This window comes from Nocardia sp. bgisy118 (assembly GCF_057708605.1).
This window is the reverse complement of sequence record NZ_JBYISM010000044.1, coordinates 33,181-51,719: the sequence shown is the minus strand read 5'-3', so window position 1 is coordinate 51,719 and position 18,539 is coordinate 33,181. Positions and strand designations below refer to the sequence as shown.

The 18,539-nt window shown below is 63.0% G+C and carries 15 protein-coding genes; 10 read left to right on the top strand and 5 right to left on the bottom strand.

The features are described 5' to 3' along the window. Positions 1 to 152: 152 nt before the first annotated feature. Positions 153 to 569, bottom strand: a complete 417-nt coding sequence (locus tag AC3EO7_RS35825; protein ID WP_435593630.1) for a DoxX family protein — start codon at positions 567 to 569, stop codon at positions 153 to 155. Between the two features lie 297 nt (positions 570 to 866). On the opposite strand from AC3EO7_RS35825, the gene AC3EO7_RS35820 reads away from it, so the two are divergent. Continuing rightward, positions 867 to 1,067 carry a hypothetical protein gene (locus AC3EO7_RS35820; RefSeq protein ID WP_435593629.1) on the top strand — a complete coding sequence of 67 codons (201 nt, stop codon included), beginning with the start codon at positions 867 to 869 and terminating at the stop codon, positions 1,065 to 1,067. A 386-nt stretch (positions 1,068 to 1,453) separates the two neighbouring features. Here the strand turns inward: AC3EO7_RS35820 and AC3EO7_RS35815 are convergent, their stop codons facing one another. Then, a complete protein-coding gene (locus tag AC3EO7_RS35815) occupies positions 1,454 to 2,191 on the bottom strand; it encodes a GntR family transcriptional regulator (protein WP_431972414.1) in 738 nt (245 codons plus the stop codon). Positions 2,192 to 2,232: 41 nt separating this feature from the next. Here AC3EO7_RS35815 and AC3EO7_RS35810 point away from each other — a divergent pair, with 41 nt between their 5' ends. Then, positions 2,233 to 5,082, top strand: a complete 2,850-nt coding sequence (locus AC3EO7_RS35810; protein ID WP_435593628.1) for an FAD-binding and (Fe-S)-binding domain-containing protein — start codon at positions 2,233 to 2,235, stop codon at positions 5,080 to 5,082. A gap of 69 nt (positions 5,083 to 5,151) precedes the next feature. Here the strand turns inward: AC3EO7_RS35810 and AC3EO7_RS35805 are convergent, their stop codons facing one another. After that, positions 5,152 to 6,060: a CE1 family esterase gene (locus AC3EO7_RS35805; RefSeq protein WP_431972412.1), complete on the bottom strand. Its 909-nt coding sequence runs from the start codon at positions 6,058 to 6,060 to the stop codon at positions 5,152 to 5,154. A 1,100-nt stretch (positions 6,061 to 7,160) separates the two neighbouring features. On the opposite strand from AC3EO7_RS35805, the gene AC3EO7_RS35800 reads away from it, so the two are divergent. Then, on the top strand, positions 7,161 to 7,994 hold the full coding sequence (locus AC3EO7_RS35800) for an SDR family oxidoreductase (protein WP_431972411.1): 834 nt from the start codon (positions 7,161 to 7,163) through the stop codon (positions 7,992 to 7,994). A gap of 289 nt (positions 7,995 to 8,283) precedes the next feature. On the opposite strand, the gene AC3EO7_RS35795 is transcribed toward AC3EO7_RS35800, so the two are convergent. Next, positions 8,284 to 8,685, bottom strand: coding sequence for an IclR family transcriptional regulator domain-containing protein (locus AC3EO7_RS35795; protein ID WP_435593627.1), 402 nt, complete (start codon positions 8,683 to 8,685; stop codon positions 8,284 to 8,286). A gap of 227 nt (positions 8,686 to 8,912) precedes the next feature. Continuing rightward, complete coding sequence (locus tag AC3EO7_RS35790; RefSeq protein WP_435593631.1) at positions 8,913 to 9,014, bottom strand: helix-turn-helix domain-containing protein; 102 nt, start codon at positions 9,012 to 9,014, stop codon at positions 8,913 to 8,915. Between the two features lie 240 nt (positions 9,015 to 9,254). Between AC3EO7_RS35790 and AC3EO7_RS35785 the strand changes: the two genes are divergently transcribed. The 7 genes from AC3EO7_RS35785 to AC3EO7_RS35755 all read left to right on the top strand — a co-directional run bounded on the left by AC3EO7_RS35785 (position 9,255) and on the right by AC3EO7_RS35755 (position 18,494). Beyond that, a complete protein-coding gene (locus AC3EO7_RS35785; protein ID WP_435593626.1) occupies positions 9,255 to 10,997 on the top strand; it encodes an FAD-dependent monooxygenase in 1,743 nt (580 codons plus the stop codon). A 207-nt stretch (positions 10,998 to 11,204) separates the two neighbouring features. Then, a complete protein-coding gene (locus tag AC3EO7_RS35780) occupies positions 11,205 to 11,648 on the top strand; it encodes a cupin domain-containing protein (protein WP_431972407.1) in 444 nt (147 codons plus the stop codon). Positions 11,649 to 11,735: 87 nt separating this feature from the next. Beyond that, positions 11,736 to 12,881, top strand: coding sequence for a cupin domain-containing protein (locus tag AC3EO7_RS35775; RefSeq protein WP_435593625.1), 1,146 nt, complete (start codon positions 11,736 to 11,738; stop codon positions 12,879 to 12,881). 67 nt (positions 12,882 to 12,948) lie between these two features. Continuing rightward, positions 12,949 to 13,911: a fumarylacetoacetate hydrolase family protein gene (locus tag AC3EO7_RS35770; protein ID WP_435593624.1), complete on the top strand. Its 963-nt coding sequence runs from the start codon at positions 12,949 to 12,951 to the stop codon at positions 13,909 to 13,911. Between the two features lie 43 nt (positions 13,912 to 13,954). Further along, a complete protein-coding gene (gene hglS, locus AC3EO7_RS35765) occupies positions 13,955 to 15,340 on the top strand; it encodes a 2-oxoadipate dioxygenase/decarboxylase HglS (RefSeq protein ID WP_435593623.1) in 1,386 nt (461 codons plus the stop codon). Between the two features lie 184 nt (positions 15,341 to 15,524). Then, on the top strand, positions 15,525 to 16,607 hold the full coding sequence (locus tag AC3EO7_RS35760; protein ID WP_431972403.1) for an alcohol dehydrogenase catalytic domain-containing protein: 1,083 nt from the start codon (positions 15,525 to 15,527) through the stop codon (positions 16,605 to 16,607). 138 nt (positions 16,608 to 16,745) lie between these two features. After that, on the top strand, positions 16,746 to 18,494 hold the full coding sequence (locus tag AC3EO7_RS35755; RefSeq protein WP_431972402.1) for an FAD-dependent oxidoreductase: 1,749 nt from the start codon (positions 16,746 to 16,748) through the stop codon (positions 18,492 to 18,494). Positions 18,495 to 18,539: the final 45 nt, after the last annotated feature.

The following is an 18,539-nucleotide window of genomic DNA, read 5'->3' as shown; positions in this document are numbered from 1 at the left end:
GATGCAAGTTTCCTTTTCTTGCGCCGCCCATGGTCCTTGCTCGATGTCATCGAGGGGCCGTGCGCGGCAAGGTTCGTACTCGTGTCGGGCATCCTGAGCCTCTTCCCGCGGAGCTGCACCGAGGCGCGAGCGATGCCGTCCGGACGCAGCAGTCAGTTCAGCGAGAACAATGGACCGGTCAGTGTCATCCCGAGCTCGGGTGTGTGCGCGAAGAACGCGAAAAGCATGAGTGAAGCACCTGCGAGCTCGACGTTCTTGTTGAAGTGGATTCGATCGTTCTGCCTTGCCGACGGTTGTGACTGCGTCCAGAAGTTGTGCATACCCACCGCGGCAGCCAGGAGAAAGGCCCCGAGCAATAGGCTTCCGAGGTCGGCCCATACGCCGAGCAGCACACTGAATCCGCAAACTAGAAGCCACACTCCAGAGCCGGAGACGGCTAGCGCTGGCAGCGGCAGGCCCTTGGTCTTGACGAATTCCACCATGTCTCGACCTCTGGCCAGGTGAGCAAATCCTGCCGGTAAGAGCAACGTGGCGAACAGAATTCGACCGGTCAAGACACAGATATCCATGGCTGCCTCGGGGTTGTTGTCGATCGAGCTTCCCCGGACATGTCAGGGGAAGATGCTTGGTACTTCAGTTACTAGGTCCGCATTCACCTTGTATTGGGTCGAGCGGATTGAGATCCCGCCCGTCGGAAACGGCAGCTGGCTCTATCGGCCGCCCCGCATATCAACACACAGCCAGCTCCTAGGTTGTTCGGGTGGATGGTCACGATCCGTCCGGCCGTGCCGCAGTCCACGCCGTGCGGCTGCGGCTCTGTCCCTCGGTGTTACGACACCTGCGAGAAATAGATCATGGTCCATAATATGGACCAGCTGGATCATATGAAGGGACGCTACATGTGGGATTGGGATGCTGTCAACATCAGGAATGCCTACATGGTGCAGAAACTCGCTGCCCTGCGTCGGGTGTCCTCCCATGGAGGCGCACCTCTGGTCTGTATTGTGGACCGCAGTGGCGGCAGTGAACTGTCACATGTGCTGGCGTTCGTGCCAGCGCTCGCGTAGCGCTTTCGGTCGCGGCCAGATTTGGCTTGTCCACACCGCCCGTGGTCCAGGTGTGCCCACGCGGCTGGTCGGCCTCATGTCAAGACTCACGTCCCTGTCAGTTGTCAGGCGTCTTGGAATGGTTGTGTCACGTGAGGAGATCGGTGGAACCCGTCGGGTCACAGGCGGCGGATGCCAACACTCGTGCGCCACCGGTCTCGGCAACGGTGAATACCGTTGCTGGAGACAGCAATCAGCGTGCACCGAAGTGCAGGCTGTTCGAAAGTGGTTGGTCGGCGAATCGGAACGGAGGCCTTCGGGAGTCATCGTGCTCCTCATCTCCGCGGAGCTGCTCGACCATAGTGGGATCCGGGTGCGTGGTCGTGGGGAACCGGTCCGATGTCGAGTCAGCCGACGACCGCCGACCAAATCTCTTCGACCTGCAGATCGATATTCTCGCCGATCTCGCCTTTGATCGCCTGGGCAACAAGAAGCTTTCCGGTGTTGACAAGATGAGTCCGCATCGCCGCCTCCGCCTGATCCGGACTGCCCGCGGCGATGGCGTCGAGGATCGGGGTGTGCTCGTCGTCGATGTCGGCGAGGGTTCTGGTCTTGTCCGCGGTCGATGCGCCCAGGAGGCGGGTGGTCTCGCGGAGTGATTTGACGATCGCCCGTGCACGGGCGTTGTCGGCTGCACTCAGGATGAGGTCGTGTAGTCGCTGGTCGTGTTGTGCGAACAAGTTCTCGTCGCCATTGGCTGCGGCGTTCTGCATCAGGCGGCGTTGTTCGTGCAATGCCTCTGCCAGCACCGCCCCGGAGTTTGCGGCGGCTTTGCGGACGGCGGGAAGCTCCAGGGCGAGTCGGACCGCGAAGATCTCGGCGATCTCTTTGGGTCGAGGTTGCAGTATGCGGAACCCTTGGCGCGCCTCGAATCTGATAACCCCGACTTCCTCGAGGCGGAGCAGTGCGTCGCGTATCGGGGTGCGCGAGATTCCGAGGACTTCGGCGAGCTGATACGCGGAGTATTTCACCCCGGGCTTCATTCGCCCGTCGTCGATCGCGGCGCGGATGGCAGTAATCGCCTGCTCCATGCGCCGTCCTTTCGACAGCGCGAGCGATTCGAATTCAAGCACACCATCGACCACAACGGACACTATATCAGCCGTAGCATGCTACGACCTGTAGCATGCTACGCGTGATATCTGCTGATGCCCTGTCCGCTGAGCTGCGCCGTTCCGGGGTCGGCGACGTTCTCGCCGACGACACCACGCGCGCCGCCTACTCCTCTGATGCCTCGCTCTACCGGGTGCGCCCGTTGGTCGTCGCCCGCCCACGCGACGCCGACGAGGTCACGGCGGCGCTCGCTGTGTGCCGTCGTGAAGGTGTGCCTCTGACCAGTCGCGGCGGTGGCACATCGGTGGCCGGCAACGCGGTCGGGACAGGCGTGGTCCTCGACTTCAGCCGGCACATGAACCGTGTGCTTTCGATCGACCCCGACACGCGGACGGCCACCGTTGAGCCGGGCACGGTACAGGCAGTGCTCCAGCGAGCTGCGGCAGCGCACGGGTTGCGGTTCGGTCCGGATCCCTCGACGTTCACACGCTGCACGATCGGCGGGATGATCGGCAATAACGCCTGTGGGTCCCGCACTCTCGGGTATGGCCGAACCTCGGACAACGTCACTGCTCTCCAAGTGCTCACCGGCACCGGCGAATCATTGCGGCTCGGTGCGGCGGGGACGACACCCTCATCACCGACTCTGTCCCGTCTGCAACAGGTCACGCGCAAAGGGCTCGCGACCATCCGCACTGAACTGGGGCGGTTCGGTCGGCAGGTTTCCGGGTACGCACTGGAGCATCTCCTCCCGGAGAACAGGTTCGACGTCACCCGAATGGTGGTGGGCAGCGAGGGCACTCTTGTGGTTGCGACGGAGGCGACAGTACGGCTGGTCACCGAACCCGCACACCGGGTGCTGGTCGTCCTCGGCTACCCCGACATCGCCTCGGCAGGGGACGCCACTTCGCTGGTACTGAAATTCGATCCCACCGCATGTGAAGGCATCGACTCCCGGATCATCGACGTAGTACGAGCCCGGCGTGGCCTGGATGCGGTTCCGCCACTGCCAATGGGCGCGGCGTGGCTGTTCGTCGAGGTAGTCGGCGACGACCTCGACGAGGCTGTCGCCAGAGCCCGGCAGGTCGGGCGTGAATGCGGAGCCGTGGACAGCCTGGTCGTCACGGACGCCCGCCGTACAGCCGAGTTGTGGCGGATTCGGGCCGACGGTGCGGGTCTGGCTGGTCGCAGTCCTGCCGGGCTGCCTGCACACGCAGGATGGGAAGACGCCGCGGTCCCACCCGACATGCTCGGCGACTATCTGCGGGACTTCGATGCCCTCATGGCCGACTACGGAGTGACCGGGTTGCCCTACGGTCACTTCGGCGACGGGTGCATGCACGTACGGATCGACTGGCCACTCGACAAGCCCGGTGGCAGCAGTGTTTTCCGCGAGTTCCTTGTCGCAGCAAGCACTCTCGTCGCTCGCTACGGCGGATCGCTGTCCGGGGAGCATGGCGACGGGCGGGCTCGCAGCGAGTTACTACCGCTGATGTACTCGGTGGACGCACTCGATCTGTTCGCCGCTGTCAAGCACGCCTTCGATCCCGACAACATCCTCAATCCCGGCGTCGTGGTCGACCCCCGTCCTGTCGACGCGGACCTCAGAGTCCCCGCTGCTCCCGTGCTGCGCCGCAATCTTGCCCTCGGCTATCACCACGACGGTGGCGATTTCACCCAGGCGGTGCATCGCTGTACCGGGGTCGGTAAGTGCCGGGCAGACAACGCCGCGACCGGCGGAGTGATGTGCCCGTCGTATCAAGCCACCCGGGAAGAGAAGGACTCCACTCGGGGTCGTGCCCGGGTCCTTCAGGAGATGATCAACGGCACCGCCGTCACCGGCGGATGGCGCTCACCCGAGGTACACGAGGCACTCGACCTGTGCCTGTCGTGCAAGGGCTGCTCATCCGACTGCCCGACCGGAGTCGACATGGCCGCGTTCAAATCCGAGGTGTTGCATCAGACTTACGCCGGCCGGATCCGGCCGGCGTCGCACTACACCTTGGGATGGCTGCCGCGGTGGGCCAAGGTAGCCAGTCACGCGCCGCGGTTGGCCAACGCCGCGATGCGAATCCCTGGAATCGGCCCGCTCGTATTGTCGTCGGCGGGGGTCGACAGGCGCCGCGCCATCCCGCCATTCGCGAAGCAGACGTTCCGGTCCTGGTTCACGGCAACAGAACACGACCGCACCATCACGGGAGACCCTGTGGTTCTGTTCGTCGACTCCTTCACCAACTACTTCACGCCCGAGATCGGACGCGCGACCGTGCGGGTCCTCGAGGCCGCCGGATACCGGCCACAACTCACCGACGCACAGCAGTGCTGTGGCCTGACTTGGATCTCGACCGGTCAGCTGACCGCAGCGAAGCGGATCCTCGGTCGAACTGTCGACGCATTGTCCGAGTTCGCCGCGGCGGGTACGCCGATCGTGGGAATGGAGCCATCGTGTACCGGAGTGCTACGTGGCGACGCTGCTGAACTACTCGGCTCCGCAGCCGCCTCATCGGTCGCCGAGCGGACTCGCACCCTCGCTGAACTGCTCACCGATCGCGGATGGGAGCCACCGTCGTTGCTCGGGACATCTGTCGTCGCGCAGCCGCACTGCCACCACCACTCCGTAATGGGTTGGAGTGCGGATGCGAAGCTCCTCGAGGAGGCAGGTGCGCAGGTGCAGCGCCTCGGCGGCTGCTGCGGACTTGCTGGCAACTTCGGCGTCGTGAAGGGGCATTATGAGGTGTCCGTGGCAGTCGCCGAGCAGCAACTGCTCCCCGCCGTGGCGGCCGCAGACTCGAACACGACCATCCTCGCCGACGGCTATTCCTGCCGTACTCAACTGGACGATCTGACCGACCGCCGCGGGACGCATTTGGCGCAACTGCTGGCCGAGCGACTCGATATGCAGATCGCTGGCGAACGTCGATAGATCTCACATACAGCAAGCGACGTGACTCCCTTCGGGTAGTGCCCGAAGGGAGTCACGTCGCTTGGGTGATCATCCTTCCGGAGGCGGGAAGGTGTTCGAGGGCGTTTTCGACGTCGGAGCCACCTGCTCGACTTCCTCAACGAAGCGCCAGTATGCCGTCGAGGCACTGAATGCCCCAGCTTCACCGAAGGCGGCAATGTGGCGCCGGTCGCTCGTGCCAGGCCATGAGTGCTCTGCCTCTTCCACGATGATCAGGCGTACGGGGCTGGATCCGTCGACTCGTTCGTAACGAATCTCGTGGACGCCGTCATCGATCATCCGCTCGGTACGTGTGTGACATCCCCAGTGGTCGGCCCATCTGCCGACTGCGTATTCGACGGATTCGCACCAACGTTCGTCGGTACCGCCATCGAACGGGTTGAACGGGTCTTGCCGTCCATGAATGGCCAGCAACGGGGGCATCGAAGATGAAGGTCGAGGGGGGAAGCGCACTCCAGCGATGCAACCGATCGATGCGATGCGATGGGGGAGAGCCGCAGCGATGTGGGAAGCGAGACGCGCACCACCAGAGTAGCCGCGAAGATGGATACGGGCGGGGTCAGCTCCCTGGCGCTCGACCACGTCGTCGATGAGGTGGCCTATGAAGGCGACATCGTCCACAGTGCCGGCATCGGGCCGAACGCCGGTCTCACCGGGCATGGGAATACCAGGGACGTTCCAGGCAGTGGCCGGTGGAAGGGACTCGGCGACGGTAAACGGGATAGCGCCCTCCGGTGCGATGACGATCGCCTGGGTCGCGAGGGTCTGTGCATCGGTTATGCGGAGATGGTCTTCAGGGGCGATGCCGCTGCCATGGAGGTCGATCACGACGGGGAGTGACGCGGAACTTTGATTTTGTGGTTGCAGCATCAAATAACGCCTCTGGCGGGCTGCGCTGGTAATTGTCCATTCGGAACGGACAATATTCAAATCACTCATGTCATGCTCCATTGATAAATTCATGCCTGGTGATCGGCCGCGTTTCGCGGTCGATGATGTCGCCCCGACGAGGCATCGCGCGGGACGCATCGCGAGCGCTGAAACCTGTGAGGACAACTGAGCGCATAAGTCGTGCCACGGTGTCGCGATGCCTTCGCCTTCCCACGGTGGATGTCGACCGCAAAGGCCCGAAGATCCTCTTCGAGGCTGGTTCGTATTGCGGTGCGAACGCCGCCTTGCCGTGGAGGGGAGCTCGGCGCGCACGAGTCGCATGGCCGCATGAGGACGTCGCTGGGAGCTTTCGTGTGGAGTGATGGCGCCGGAGACTTCCGGAGGAGGGTGCTGTGATAGCCGACATGGCCGTCGCTCCAAGCATCTGACACGACGTTTGTTCTTCATTGACCCGCTATATGGACCGGTTAGATCGTATTGAGGGGCAATGCAACCACTCCTGGAAGGGGTTGTCAATAGAACCTGCAGCCCACACGAAGCGGCTAATCGCCGTGTCGGTCGGCCTCGGCGCCCGATGGGGTTCTGTGCGCGTCGGAGGCATCTGTGCAGCTTCTGACGTTCGGCTGTTCAATGGGGCCTGGTTCGACTTCGTAACCGCCGTGGCGTGATCGCACCACGGCTATCGATCCGACGGGGTCGGGCGGGGTGTGTGGGGATTGGAATGAGGACGGCAATCTTGGACCGAGCGGACCACTATTCGGTCCAGATGGTACGCTGCGGGAACGTGCTGCGGGGCGGTCGCCACACGGAGGAGAGGATGACGATGGACCGTTCCTGCATGGGTAGGCGTCTGGGCTCGGATAGCCAGCGGAGGCGTCGCTTCAGCACGGGACAACCGTGTTTCAGCGTGGTGCTGGACGGCTCGTCCTCGGAATGCACTGCACGCACCGTGAGCGCACTCCACCTATCTTGCCCGGTGTTTTTGTATGCGCGGTGTCGATGCGGTACAGCGAAGGTGGGATCCGCGGACTCGTATTCCCGGATATTCCCCGGAGCCTTCTAGCGAAAGGATGTCCCGTCGCGGCGCGGAAATTCTGCCGACTATGAACGGCTCAAGACCCCGATAACCTGAAAACGAAAGAAGACAGATGTCCCGCAGTTCCCTGGCCGGCCGCACGATCCTCATGTCCGGTGGAAGTAGAGGTATCGGCCTTGCCATCGCTGTCCGCGCCGCGCGAGATGGCGCCAACATCGCGTTCATCGCCAAGACCGACTCGCCCGACCCGCGGCTGCCGGGTACGGTCCACACTGCTGCTGCGGAGATCGAAAATTCCGGCGGGCAAGCACTTCCCATCGTGGGGGACATCCGCGACGCAGCTACGGTGGACCGCGCCGTTGAGGCCTGTGTCGAGAGGTTCGGCGGGATCGACATCGTCGTGAACAATGCTTCGGCGATCGACCTACGAGCGGTGGGCGAACTCGAGTTGAAGCGGTTTGGCCTGTTGCTCGACGTCAATGTGCGCGGCACCTTCGGCCTGACGTCCGCGGCTCTGCCTCATCTACTCGATTCACCCCACGCCCACGTGCTCTCCTTGTCTCCTCCGCTCAATCTCGATCGGCGCTGGCTCGCCATGCATGCGCCCTACACACTGACCAAATACGCCATGACCATGCTGACTCTGGGGGTCGCGGAGCAACATGGCAGTCGTATCGCCGCCAACTGCCTATGGCCACAGACCCTGATCGCGACCGCAGCGGTCAACAATGTTGTCGCTGGCGAGGCAGGAATGCGCGCCGCCAGAGTTCCGGAAATCATGGCGGATGCTGCGGCCGTGATCTTGTCATCGAACCCATCCGAGCGTAGCGGGCACTGCTACATCGATGCCGATGTGTTGCACGGCGTCGGACAGACCGACCTTTCGGCGTACGCCGCGGTTCCCGGCACGCGGGACGAGGATCTGGAACTCGACCTCTTCATCTGAGGTCAGCACGGCAATGTCATTGTGTGGCAGGGGATTTTCCTGATCTGCCATCGAGGCGATGGTGCCGTTACCGGCGTGTCCGGTTGGGCTTCAGTCGAATGTAAAAGGCTGCGTCGGGGTCCGTAGCCTGACCTGGTCGCCCAGCTCATCGTCTGGATAGTGCGCGGCACTCCGGCTGGCGGCATCGGCGATTGGCGGGTCTGGCACATCCGTCGGCTCTGAGTCCGGTTGCGCAGGTACACCTTTGGCGCAGCGGCCGAGGATTGTCGACGTTCGGACGATCGCTCCCTTATTTGCGAAGCTGCGCAGCTACCCTGGCTGCTGCGGCGGCGACCTCTGTTCGTATGCAGCACGGCATTCGAGGGGCCATCCTGGCGGCGGGTGCAGAGATACTGATAGCGGCGATGGGCCGACTGCGACCCGCTTGGATGCACGCCGCGACCGAGACTATCCCTTCGGTCAGCTCCTGGTGGGTGATGGCGTAGCCCCGTTCGCGGATGACCTGGAGGTCGGTTCGCAGCGCTTCGGGATCGGTGATGGTCTTGGTGGTAACCGCACTCAGCCCCGCCTCGAGGTAGCTCTCGATGTGGTTCGGCGGCAGGTGGGCGAGCACGGATTTGCCGGTCGACGAGGCGTGTAGCGGCGAGCGGGGGCCGATCGGCTTCACCAGCCGAGTGCATGCTTGCTGCACTGACGTTCGATCAACCGCATGGTGTCATGGTCGAGCACTGCCAGATGAATCGTCTCCAGGATCTCACTATTGAGTCGCCCGAGGAAAGGTAGGGCTGCGTCGCGCAATCGACCGAGGTCATCGACTCTGTCGCTGAGGCCACGCACCCGAGCCCCGAGTATCCACCGTGCGATCTCATGCCCATCCGGCTGGATCCAGTTCGGATCGGCAAGGGTGGCCAGGCTTCGCTACACGGTCCTCTTGGGTATCCCGAGGCGGCGGGCGAGTTCGCTGAGCCCAATGGGCTGATTCTCCGCGACCGCTTCCAGGAGCTGGAAGGTCGTTCGCACGCTACGCACCGAACGCTCCCTTCATCCAACGCCTCTGACCGGTCCATATTGCAGACCAGGCGTGCACCATGTGGGCAATCCGGGGAAAGCCCATGTCACAGAGGTGGCGCAACAACTGATTTGGGCGAAGCGGTGTTGACAGTCACACTTTTGGCGCTGTACCGTCCCTCTTAGTGAACCGCATGGTCCGCATAGCGGTACGGCGGCGAGCTAAGTCGCTGGACAGCGCAGTCTGAAGGAGTGATTGTCATCCGCACCATCAACACCGACGTTCTAGTGGTTGGGTGTGGGCCCACCGGGCTCACTGCAGCGGTGAGCCTCGCTTCCCAGGGGATCTCCACCCTCGCGATCTCCCGGTACCCCGGGACCGCGCACACTCCGCGTGCGCACATTACGAACCTGCGCACTATGGAGGTCTTCCGGGATTTGGGCATCGAATCGCAGATCAAGGAGGTCGGCTACTCCTTGTCGTGGCTGAACAACAACGTGTTGGCCACATCCCTGGCGGGAATGGAGATTGCTCGGTACAAGAGTTACGGAACGTCTTGGGACCGCCTCTCCGACTATGCGGCAGCGAGTCCATGTGACGCCGTCAACTGCCCGCAGCACGTGATGGAACCGGTGCTTCTCGCCGCCGCTCAGGACCGTGGTGCGGATGTGCGTTTCTCCACCGAGCTCGTGGACATCGAGCAGACTCCCGACGAGGTGCGCGCGCGGGTGCGCCGGCGCGACACCGGAACGGAGTACATGGTGCGCGCGCGCTACGTCATCGCTGCGGATGGTGCGCGGTCGACAATTGCCGAAAAGCTCGGCTTCGATTTCGAAGGGCAAGCCGGCTTGCGGGGGATGGCGAACTCCTGGATCGAGGTCGATCTCACCAAGTACGTCGATTACCGCCCCGGAGTTCTGTTCTGGATTGCGCAGCCTGGTCATGAGCAGTGGTTTGGAACCGCCACCTTGACCAACGTGCGGCCCTGGAACGAGTGGATGTTGGTGCACCCTTGGAACTCTGACGGGCTCCCCTCAGAGGCCGAAGTGATCGAGAAGGCTCGGTTGGTGATCGGCGATCCGAAACTCGACATCAAGGTCAAGGCCATTACGCAGTGGCAGGTGAACAACGTCGTGGCCACCGAGTACCGAAAGGGGCGGATCTTCCTGGCTGGTGATGCCGCACACCGGCACCCACCCACCGGCGGCCTCGGCACCAACACCTCTGTGCAGGATGCCTGGAATCTTGCGTGGAAATTGGCCTGGGTGATCACCGGGAAGGCCGGTGAGGGACTGCTCAACAGTTACGAGCCCGAGCGCCAACCGGTCGGCTCGCAGGTCGTGGCTCGGGCGATCAAGAGCTGGCACAACATGGCCGATCTCGTTGCCGCGCTCGGTTTCGCGGAGGGCCAGTCCATGGAAGAAGGCTGGAACGTTCTGTACGAGCTCTACGAGGACTCGGCGAAGGCAACCGAACGCCGCAAGACCTTGGCGAAGGCTCTCGAGCTGCAGAATTATCGGTCGAACGCCCTCGGTGTGGAGCTCGGTTACCGGTACGAATCTTCTTCGGTGGTCGACGACGGCATTCCCTTCCCGGAGCCGCAACGCGATCCCGAATTGCATTATGAGCGAACGACACATCCGGGTGCCTACCTTCCCCATGCATGGGTGGAGCACGAGCAGAAGCAGGTGTCCACGCTCGACCTCGTCGGGCAAGGTCGATTCAGCCTCATCGTCGGCATCGGTGGCGAGCCGTGGATACGTGCCGCAGCCGAGGTCGGTGCCGCGCTCGGCATCGAACTGCCCGTGTACTCCATTGGGCTGCGCTGTGAATACGACGACATCGTCGGCGATTGGGTGGCGATCCGAGAGGTGGGCGACCAGGGCGCGATCCTGGTGCGTCCTGACCGCCATATCGCCTGGCGATCGATGGGTTTGCGCGACAAGCCTGCCGAGGAACTCCGTACTGCGCTCGACCATGTTCTGGCGCGCTGAGAGCGATCGGTACAGGGACTCGGGAGAGAGGCTTGTTGGACTTCGTCATATCGCCCGAGTCGCGGAGCGCGACAACCGCTCTGCTCGAACATGTGAACGGAGGAACTCATGATCCGTCGAGTGGTCACCGGCCACCGCGAGGGCAAAGCTGTCGTTGTCGGTGACGGGAAGCCGCCCCGTTCCCACGCATACACGAACATACCTGGCATGCAGTGGTCGTTCGCGTGGGCAACCCTGGCCCAGCCGCACATCACCGCGGAGGCCGAAGCCGAAGCCGTGTCGAGCGAGACCACCCTCATTCCACCGCTCGGTCAGACGCGACTGCTGTTCCTTCAGGTTCCCCCTGATGCCTGGGCCATGAGGAAAGACTTCGATCCGGCTGCTGCAGTAGCCGAAATGATGGAGCAGCAGCCGGACATGGCGGCGACATTCGAAGGCGGTGCCCCGGGATTTCATCGCACGGATTCGATCGACTACGTCATCGTTCTCGACGGCGAGATCGTTCTGGAGTTGGATGATCAGCAGGAAGTGCTCTTGAAAGAGCACGACGTGCTTGTCCAGGCCGGGACACGGCATGCATGGCGAAACAGGAGCGACCGAACAGCAACGATCGCGGTCGTCCTCGTGGGAGCTGAGCGGGACACGAACTAGCTGTCCCCGTGCGGGCATTGCGCTGCCACGCACTCACTGTCGCCCCAGCGGGTCGGCTGAATTGTGAAATTTGAAGGAGTCAATGATATGTCCGAGTTCAAAGATGACGAGAATCGCCGTGTCGATGCGTCTATCGGTGAACTGCGTCCGTCGATCTATGCGGTCATCGAAAGTCCAGCGGATTTCGCGGCGCTGCGGAAGCAGTGGGCGCGCCATGCGGCCGTGCCCGTTATCGCTGAAAATCGGGATGAGGGAATCGATCATTCCTGGGCGGATCTCGATGTCCGAACCATGCTGCGCGGAGAGCAAAGCGAGGGTCGGTTTGCGGCCTACAGCGTCGTCCTCGCACCCGGTGTGGGACTTCCTGCCCACTACTACGAGGACACGCACACGTATCTCGTGGTCGCCGACGGCGAGGTGGAACTCGGTGTCGGCAATGTGGTCGACAGCGTAGGCAAGCACAGCTTGGGGTTCGTGCCGCCACGCACGCGTCAAAGCTTCCGCAACACTTCGGAGCGGCCGGTCGAACTGGTGATCGTCCATTCTCCCGCCGGTGCCGAGCGTGCCTTCGAGGCCGCTCACGACCATTGGACCGAGACCGGGGAACAGGACGAATCCAGCTACCACGCGATCCTGTCGCGATTCGGTGTCCGATTCGACGACACGCCTCTGGAGAACGACGGCAAGACGAATTACGAGCTGCCTCCGGTCGAGTTCGAGTTCACGGGACACGGTGATCTGGAGCGGCTCAGGGAAAAATTTCTCGAGCTTCCGGTGCTACCGCGATTGGTGCGCACGACACCCGACGAGTACGACTCCTCGCTGACGGGAGCCACGCGTCGGAAGCAGCTGCTGAACGGTGACACGAGTGGCGGAAACGCCATGCTCAACCTGGTGTCCGGTCCGCCCGGCCTGGGTGCGCCTCCGCATCACCAGCCCACTGAAGAAGAGTTCTTCTTCATCACCGGCGGCCAGTTGGAGCTCACCTGCGCGACAGAGACCAATGCCTTGACTCCGGGCGCCTTCGCGTTTTGTCCGCGCAACTGCACCCACGGCTTCAACAACAAGAGCGATGCCGAGGCGCAGTTCGTCACCCTGAACTCCCCGGCCGGCCACGAACGAACGATGGCCGAAGTACATCGGATGAGGGCGAAGGGTGCCACGAAGGAGGCCCTCCACGATCTGTCGGTTGCCGGAGGGTTCGTTTTCCACTCGATCGAGGCTCTTGGATGAGCACAGCCACCGAGATCGCGAACCCTGGCAAGGCGGGTGCGTTTGGCGCAGCAGGCGGTCGATTCCGATGAAGTTCGTGGTTTACGGCCAGCAAGGCCGATTGGGAGTGATCCAGGGAGATCGTATTCTCGACCTTGCGCTCGCCGCCCACGCTGGCGGCACTGTGGCCGATGATGGCGAAGTCTTCACCTCGCTGCTCACACTGATCGAAGCGGGAGACCGAGGACTCGACCGTGTGCGTCGGTTGCTGGAGCAGTTCGAAGCCACCGACCAGCCTGGGCTGCATACCGACCTCTCGGCGACGCACCTGCATCCTCCGTTCCCAGGACGGCGGTTCGCGTTTGCCGGAGGCAACTACGCTGCCCACGTCGCCAGGGGATACGCCAACCGTGGCCGTCCGATCACCGCAGAAGAGGTCTATTCGAAGACCCGCGAAGGTAAGGCCGGCGGTTTCTGGGTCGTATCACCCCCGGCCGGTCCGCACTCGGACATCCCAGTTCCCAACAGCGCGGACGGGCTGTTCGATTACGAGGGCGAGGTCGCGGTGGTGCTCGGCAAAGGCGGAAAGCGCTTGTCGGCCGACCGGTGGGAGAACAGAGTGTGGGGGACGACGCTGGTCATCGATTGGAGCATCCGCAGCCACACCGAGATCGCGTTCCAGGCGCCTTTTTACGCGCACAAGAACTTCGACCACTCCAAGTCGATCGGGCCGTGGATCACTGTCGACGAAGTAGATCCCAACTGCTGCGAGGTCGAAACACGGGTCAACGGGCAGGTGCGGCAGCGGTTCAACAGCCGCGACATGATCCACTCGTTCGGCGAACTGTTGGAGCAGATCTCCGAAGATCTGACGCTTCTCCCGGGCGACGTACTCAGTGGCGGCACCGGCCCCGGTACCGCGGTGGACAGCACCATCGCCGACCCCGATGGACGTTTGCCACTCGACCTCTTCCTCAAAGCAGGGGACATCGTCGAAGTGACTTCCCCGCATCTCGGTTCGCTGCAAGCGCGCATTGTCGCGAGCGCCTGAACAATATTCCCTAATTCGGCGCTCGCGCAGAGAAGAGTGAAAAATGACTGAAAACGACTTCATGTCAGAGCACGACATTCGCACGGCGTTCTTCCAGGCGATGTCGCAGATGTACCGCACCGAGGTACCTCTTTACGGCGACCTGCTGGATATCGTCGACGACGTCAACGGCAAGGTGCTCGCGGGATCTCCCGACCTGGAACTCGATCTGCGCCGCCGGGGTGAACTCGACCGGCTCGGCCAAGAGCGGCACGGGGCTATCCGAGTCGGGACGGCTGCGGAACTGTCGATGATGCGGCGCGTGTTCGCTGTGATGGGCATGCATCCCGTCGGCTACTACGACTTGTCCGTCGCGGGCGTCCCAGTGCACTCGACCGCCTTCCGGCCAGTGAAGTTGGAAGGTCTCAACCGCAACCCGTTTCGTGTCTTCACCTCACTGTTGCGTCTCGAACTGATCGATGACCACGCCCTGCGGGCGGAGGCCACAAAACTGCTTTCACAACGCAAGATCTTCACCGACCGAGCGATCGCGTTGGTTGAGCAGTTCGAACGCGACGGTGGTCTCGACGGCGAATCCGCGACCGAGTTCGTGCGGGAAGTCCTCGAGACGTTCCGATGGCACAGCGACACAGTTGTCGACTCGGAGACATACGAGAAGTTGCACGATGTGCATCGGCTGATCGCCGACGTCGCGTGCTTCAGGGGGCCGCACATCAATCATCTGACGCCGAGAACGCTCGATATCGACGCCGCTCAGGAGGAGATGCAGGCCCGAGGAATCAACGCCAAAGACGTGATCGAGGGTCCTCCTCGCCGCGAAGTTCCGATCCTGCTCCGCCAGACGAGCTTCAAGGCGCTCGAGGAAGAGGTTCGCTTCAATGACGGCGCAAATGGCGTGATGGGCACTCACACGGCCAGATTCGGCGAGATCGAGCAGCGGGGCCTGGCCCTCACTCCGAAGGGGAGGGCTTTGTACGACACATTGCTCGACGCAGCGCGCGGTGAGGAAGGCTCGCAGGCTCACAACTATGAGCAGCGTCTGCAAGAAGTCTTCGCACGCTTTCCGGACGATCTGAACACGCTGCGGCAGGAGGGCCTGGGCTACTTCAACTACAGACTCGCCGACAGTTTCAAGCCGGATCGGATCGGCGTCTCGGATTTGGAGGCATTGATCGCCGGGGGCGTCGTCGAGGCATCGCCGGTGATCTACGAGGACTTCCTCCCTGTCAGCGCTGCCGGCGTTTTCCAGTCGAATTTGGGCGGCACCGAGCAGAGGTCCTACTCGGCTACAGAAGCGCAAGCCGACTTCGAAAAGGCGCTCGGGGCGAACGTGGCGGATCCATTCACGTTGTACGAAGCCATGGAGGCAGCTTCGATGGCTTCGGTTCGCGCGGCGTTGGGTGCGGCAACGGCGTCGGACAAGAGGTGATGTGCGGGACATCGAACCTCACTTCGGCCGCCGCGGACGATGACACTGGAACGCGACGTCCTCGAGCCCACACGGCCCAATCAATACCAAGAAAGAAATGCCGGAACCTGCAACCGACACGGAGCAGTGTCCGGTGCATGTATCAAGGAGGACAACGATGTCGAGGATGATGCGCGCTGCGCGAATGCACAAGGTCGGCGACCCGCTGCAGATCGACGAGGTCGAGGTGCCAACTCCCCGACCCACGGACGTGCTGGTCGAGGTGCGAGCCTGCGGGTTCGTGCCCAACCTGATCAACGTGCTGACCCGCATGCACGACTTCCCCAACCTTTCGCTGCCGAAACTGCCCGCGATCTTTGGTCTCGACGCCGCGGGCGTCGTCGTTGAGAAAGGTGCGCAGGCGCGCGGCATCGAAATCGGCGATCGCGTGTACGTCAACCCCGCGCGGTACTGTGGCGGCTGCCGATACTGCCGGACGGGCAAGTCGCAGCTCTGCCCGGCCTACGCCTTCAACGGCTACATGGGCTTCAGCAAGCACTCGGCCGTGCTGTTCGAAGACTATCCATATGGCGGTTTCTGCGAGTTCATGACCGCTCCGCTGCACAGTCTTGTCAAACTTCCGGACACCGTCTCGTATGAGACGGCGGCGCGCTGGGGGTACCTCGGTACCGGCTACCGGGCGCTTCGTCGTGCCGGAGTCGGACCGGGAAGCACGGTGCTCATCAACGGCATCAGTGGAACCCTCGGGCTGGGCATCGCCCTGTTCGCGCGGGCCTTGGGCGCGCGCCAGATTCTCGGCACCGGGCGCGACCGTACGTTGCTCGAACGGGTCCGGGCGATCGATCCAGCGCGAATCGAGGTCCACTCTGCCTACGACGAAGAGCCGGTAGCAGACTGGGCCCGCAGGCTCACCGGAGGCGAGGGCGTCGGCGCCGTGATCGACGCTCTCTTTACGGGAACCCCGAAGGAGCCCATGCTCGCCGCGATGGCTGCTCTGGCCCGCGGGGGCATCCACGTCAATGTAGGTGGCGTCACGGGAGAGGTTCCGATCGACATGTTCGTGGCCATGTCGAACCTCAATGAATTCGTCGGCAGTCTCTGGTTCTCCACCGCCGAGGGCCAGGAGATGGCCGATATGGCGGCCACCGGTCAAGTCGATTTGTCGGTGTACGAGCACGAGATTTTCAAACTCGCCGACGTGAATGCCGGATTGTCGGTCATCCAGAACAGACACGGCGGGTTCAGCAACTACGTGATCGTTCCCTGACGCCACCGCACAGGTCGATCCGCTCTGTCATCAGCGTTGAACCGGGAGCCAGTGAGTATTGCGCGCTGTCCGGGCCTGGCTGCCCGATTTCGTTTTCGCAGGCGTGACGATCCTGCAGTTTTATCGGAGGTTTGTTTGATGCATACGATTGAAACCGACGTCCTCGTGGTAGGTGCGGGGCCATCTGGGCTCGCAGCAACGACGCTGCTGGCGGCGCATGGGGTGTCCACCATCACCCTCTCGCGGTATTCGGGAACGTCGCCCCAGCCGCGCGCACTGATTACCAACCAGCGGACCGTAGAGGTTTTCCGTGATGTCGGCATCGAGGATCGCGTGCGCGCGGTAAGTATGCCGTTGCCGATGCTGGGAAACAACGTGCTCGCGACGAGTTTCGCCGGTCCAGAGATCTTTCGCTACCGATCCTATGGCACCGGTGATCGAGCTGTTGACTACGCAACTGCGAGTCCGTGTGAGGGGCTCAACGCGCCGCAGCACGTCGTGGAGCCGGTGTTACTGGCGGCCGCTACCGAGCGGGGCGCGGATGTTCGGTTCCTTCATGAACTCGTGCAGATCGAGCAGACGGCGGAGGCCGTCCATGCCCGCGTCTGTGAGCGGGCGACCGGACGGGAGTACGTCATTCGCGCGAAGTACGCGATCGGTGCGGACGGTGGCCGCTCGCGAGTCGCGGAACAGCTCGGGTTCGACTTCGAGGGCGAATCGGGGCTCAAGCACATGCTCAATCTGTGGGTCGAGGTGGATCTCGCCGAGTATGCCGCCCATAGGCCCAGCGTGATCTACATGATTTACCAGCCAGGCGGCGAGTCGTGGGTCGGGTCCGGATCGTTCTTCTGCATCCGCCCTTGGAACGACTGGGTGCTGGTGCGCGAATACGACCCCGCTGATGGCGAACCGGATACCTCCGATACTGCCGTTATCGAGTCCGTCCGCTCGTTGACCGGTCTGCCGAACGCAAAGGTCCGGGTCAAGGGCGTCAGCAAGTGGCACGTCAACCGCATGGTCGCGAACACATACCGCCGAGGACGAGTGTTCCTCGCCGGCGACGCCGCGCACCGGCATCCGCCCGCGGGTGGGCTGGGTAGCAATACCTCGATCCAGGACAGTTTCAATTTGGCCTGGAAGCTTGCTTTCGTATTGTCCGGACGCGCTGGCGAGGGGTTGCTCGACAGCTACGACGAGGAGCGCCAGCCCGTGGGTAAGCAAATCGTGGAGCGGGCGATTCAGGGTCTGAAGAACCAGGGAGCAGCGATCGGGGCGCTCGGCTTGCGGCGTGGGCAGTCGTCCGAAGAGGGCTGGGCGTCGCTGCGTGAGCTCACTTCCGATGCCGACGGTGCCGCTGAGCGACGCGCCGCCCTTGCCGAGGCGGTCGAGTTGCAGCACTACCGGTCGAACGCCCTGGGCGTCGAGCTCGGACAGCGTTACACCTCCTGCGCTGTGGTTGATGACGGCACACCTTTCCCCGCGCCCGAACGGGACCCCGTGCTGCACTATCAACCGACCACTCACCCTGGAGCATGTCTCCCACATGCCTGGGTCGAGCACGATCGTCGCCAGGTCTCGACCATTGATCTCGTCGGGCATGGGCGCTTCAGCTTGATCGTCGGGATCGGAGGCGAGCCATGGGCGGAGGCGGCGGCCAAGATCAGTGCCGAACTCGCTATCGAGCTGCCGATCTACTTCGTGGGGTATCGCTGCGAGTACGACGACGTCGTCGGTGAGTGGGCAGCGGTGCGCGAAATCGGTGATCGCGGCGCGTTGCTGGTCCGGCCCGACCGATTCATTGCCTGGCGGTCACACGGGCGCCCGGACTCGCCGGAGGACGCTTTGCGCGGAGCAATCCGGCAGGCGCTGAACCTGACCGCCGACTAGAACGCTGATCCACAGGAGCGCCAAGCGGGACGAATACGGCAAGCG

Coding starts and splice junctions, on each gene's coding strand:
- AC3EO7_RS35825 (WP_435593630.1), bottom strand. CDS start 569: ATGGATATCTGTGTCTTGACCGGTCGAATTCTGTTCGCCACGTTGCTC.
- AC3EO7_RS35820 (WP_435593629.1), top strand. CDS start 867: ATGGACCAGCTGGATCATATGAAGGGACGCTACATGTGGGATTGGGAT.
- AC3EO7_RS35810 (WP_435593628.1), top strand. CDS start 2,233: ATGCTACGCGTGATATCTGCTGATGCCCTGTCCGCTGAGCTGCGCCGT.
- AC3EO7_RS35805 (WP_431972412.1), bottom strand. CDS start 6,060: ATGAGTGATTTGAATATTGTCCGTTCCGAATGGACAATTACCAGCGCA.
- AC3EO7_RS35800 (WP_431972411.1), top strand. CDS start 7,161: ATGTCCCGCAGTTCCCTGGCCGGCCGCACGATCCTCATGTCCGGTGGA.
- AC3EO7_RS35780 (WP_431972407.1), top strand. CDS start 11,205: ATGCAGTGGTCGTTCGCGTGGGCAACCCTGGCCCAGCCGCACATCACC.
- AC3EO7_RS35775 (WP_435593625.1), top strand. CDS start 11,736: ATGTCCGAGTTCAAAGATGACGAGAATCGCCGTGTCGATGCGTCTATC.
- AC3EO7_RS35770 (WP_435593624.1), top strand. CDS start 12,949: ATGAAGTTCGTGGTTTACGGCCAGCAAGGCCGATTGGGAGTGATCCAG.
- hglS (WP_435593623.1), top strand. CDS start 13,955: ATGACTGAAAACGACTTCATGTCAGAGCACGACATTCGCACGGCGTTC.
- AC3EO7_RS35760 (WP_431972403.1), top strand. CDS start 15,525: ATGCACAAGGTCGGCGACCCGCTGCAGATCGACGAGGTCGAGGTGCCA.
- AC3EO7_RS35755 (WP_431972402.1), top strand. CDS start 16,746: ATGCATACGATTGAAACCGACGTCCTCGTGGTAGGTGCGGGGCCATCT.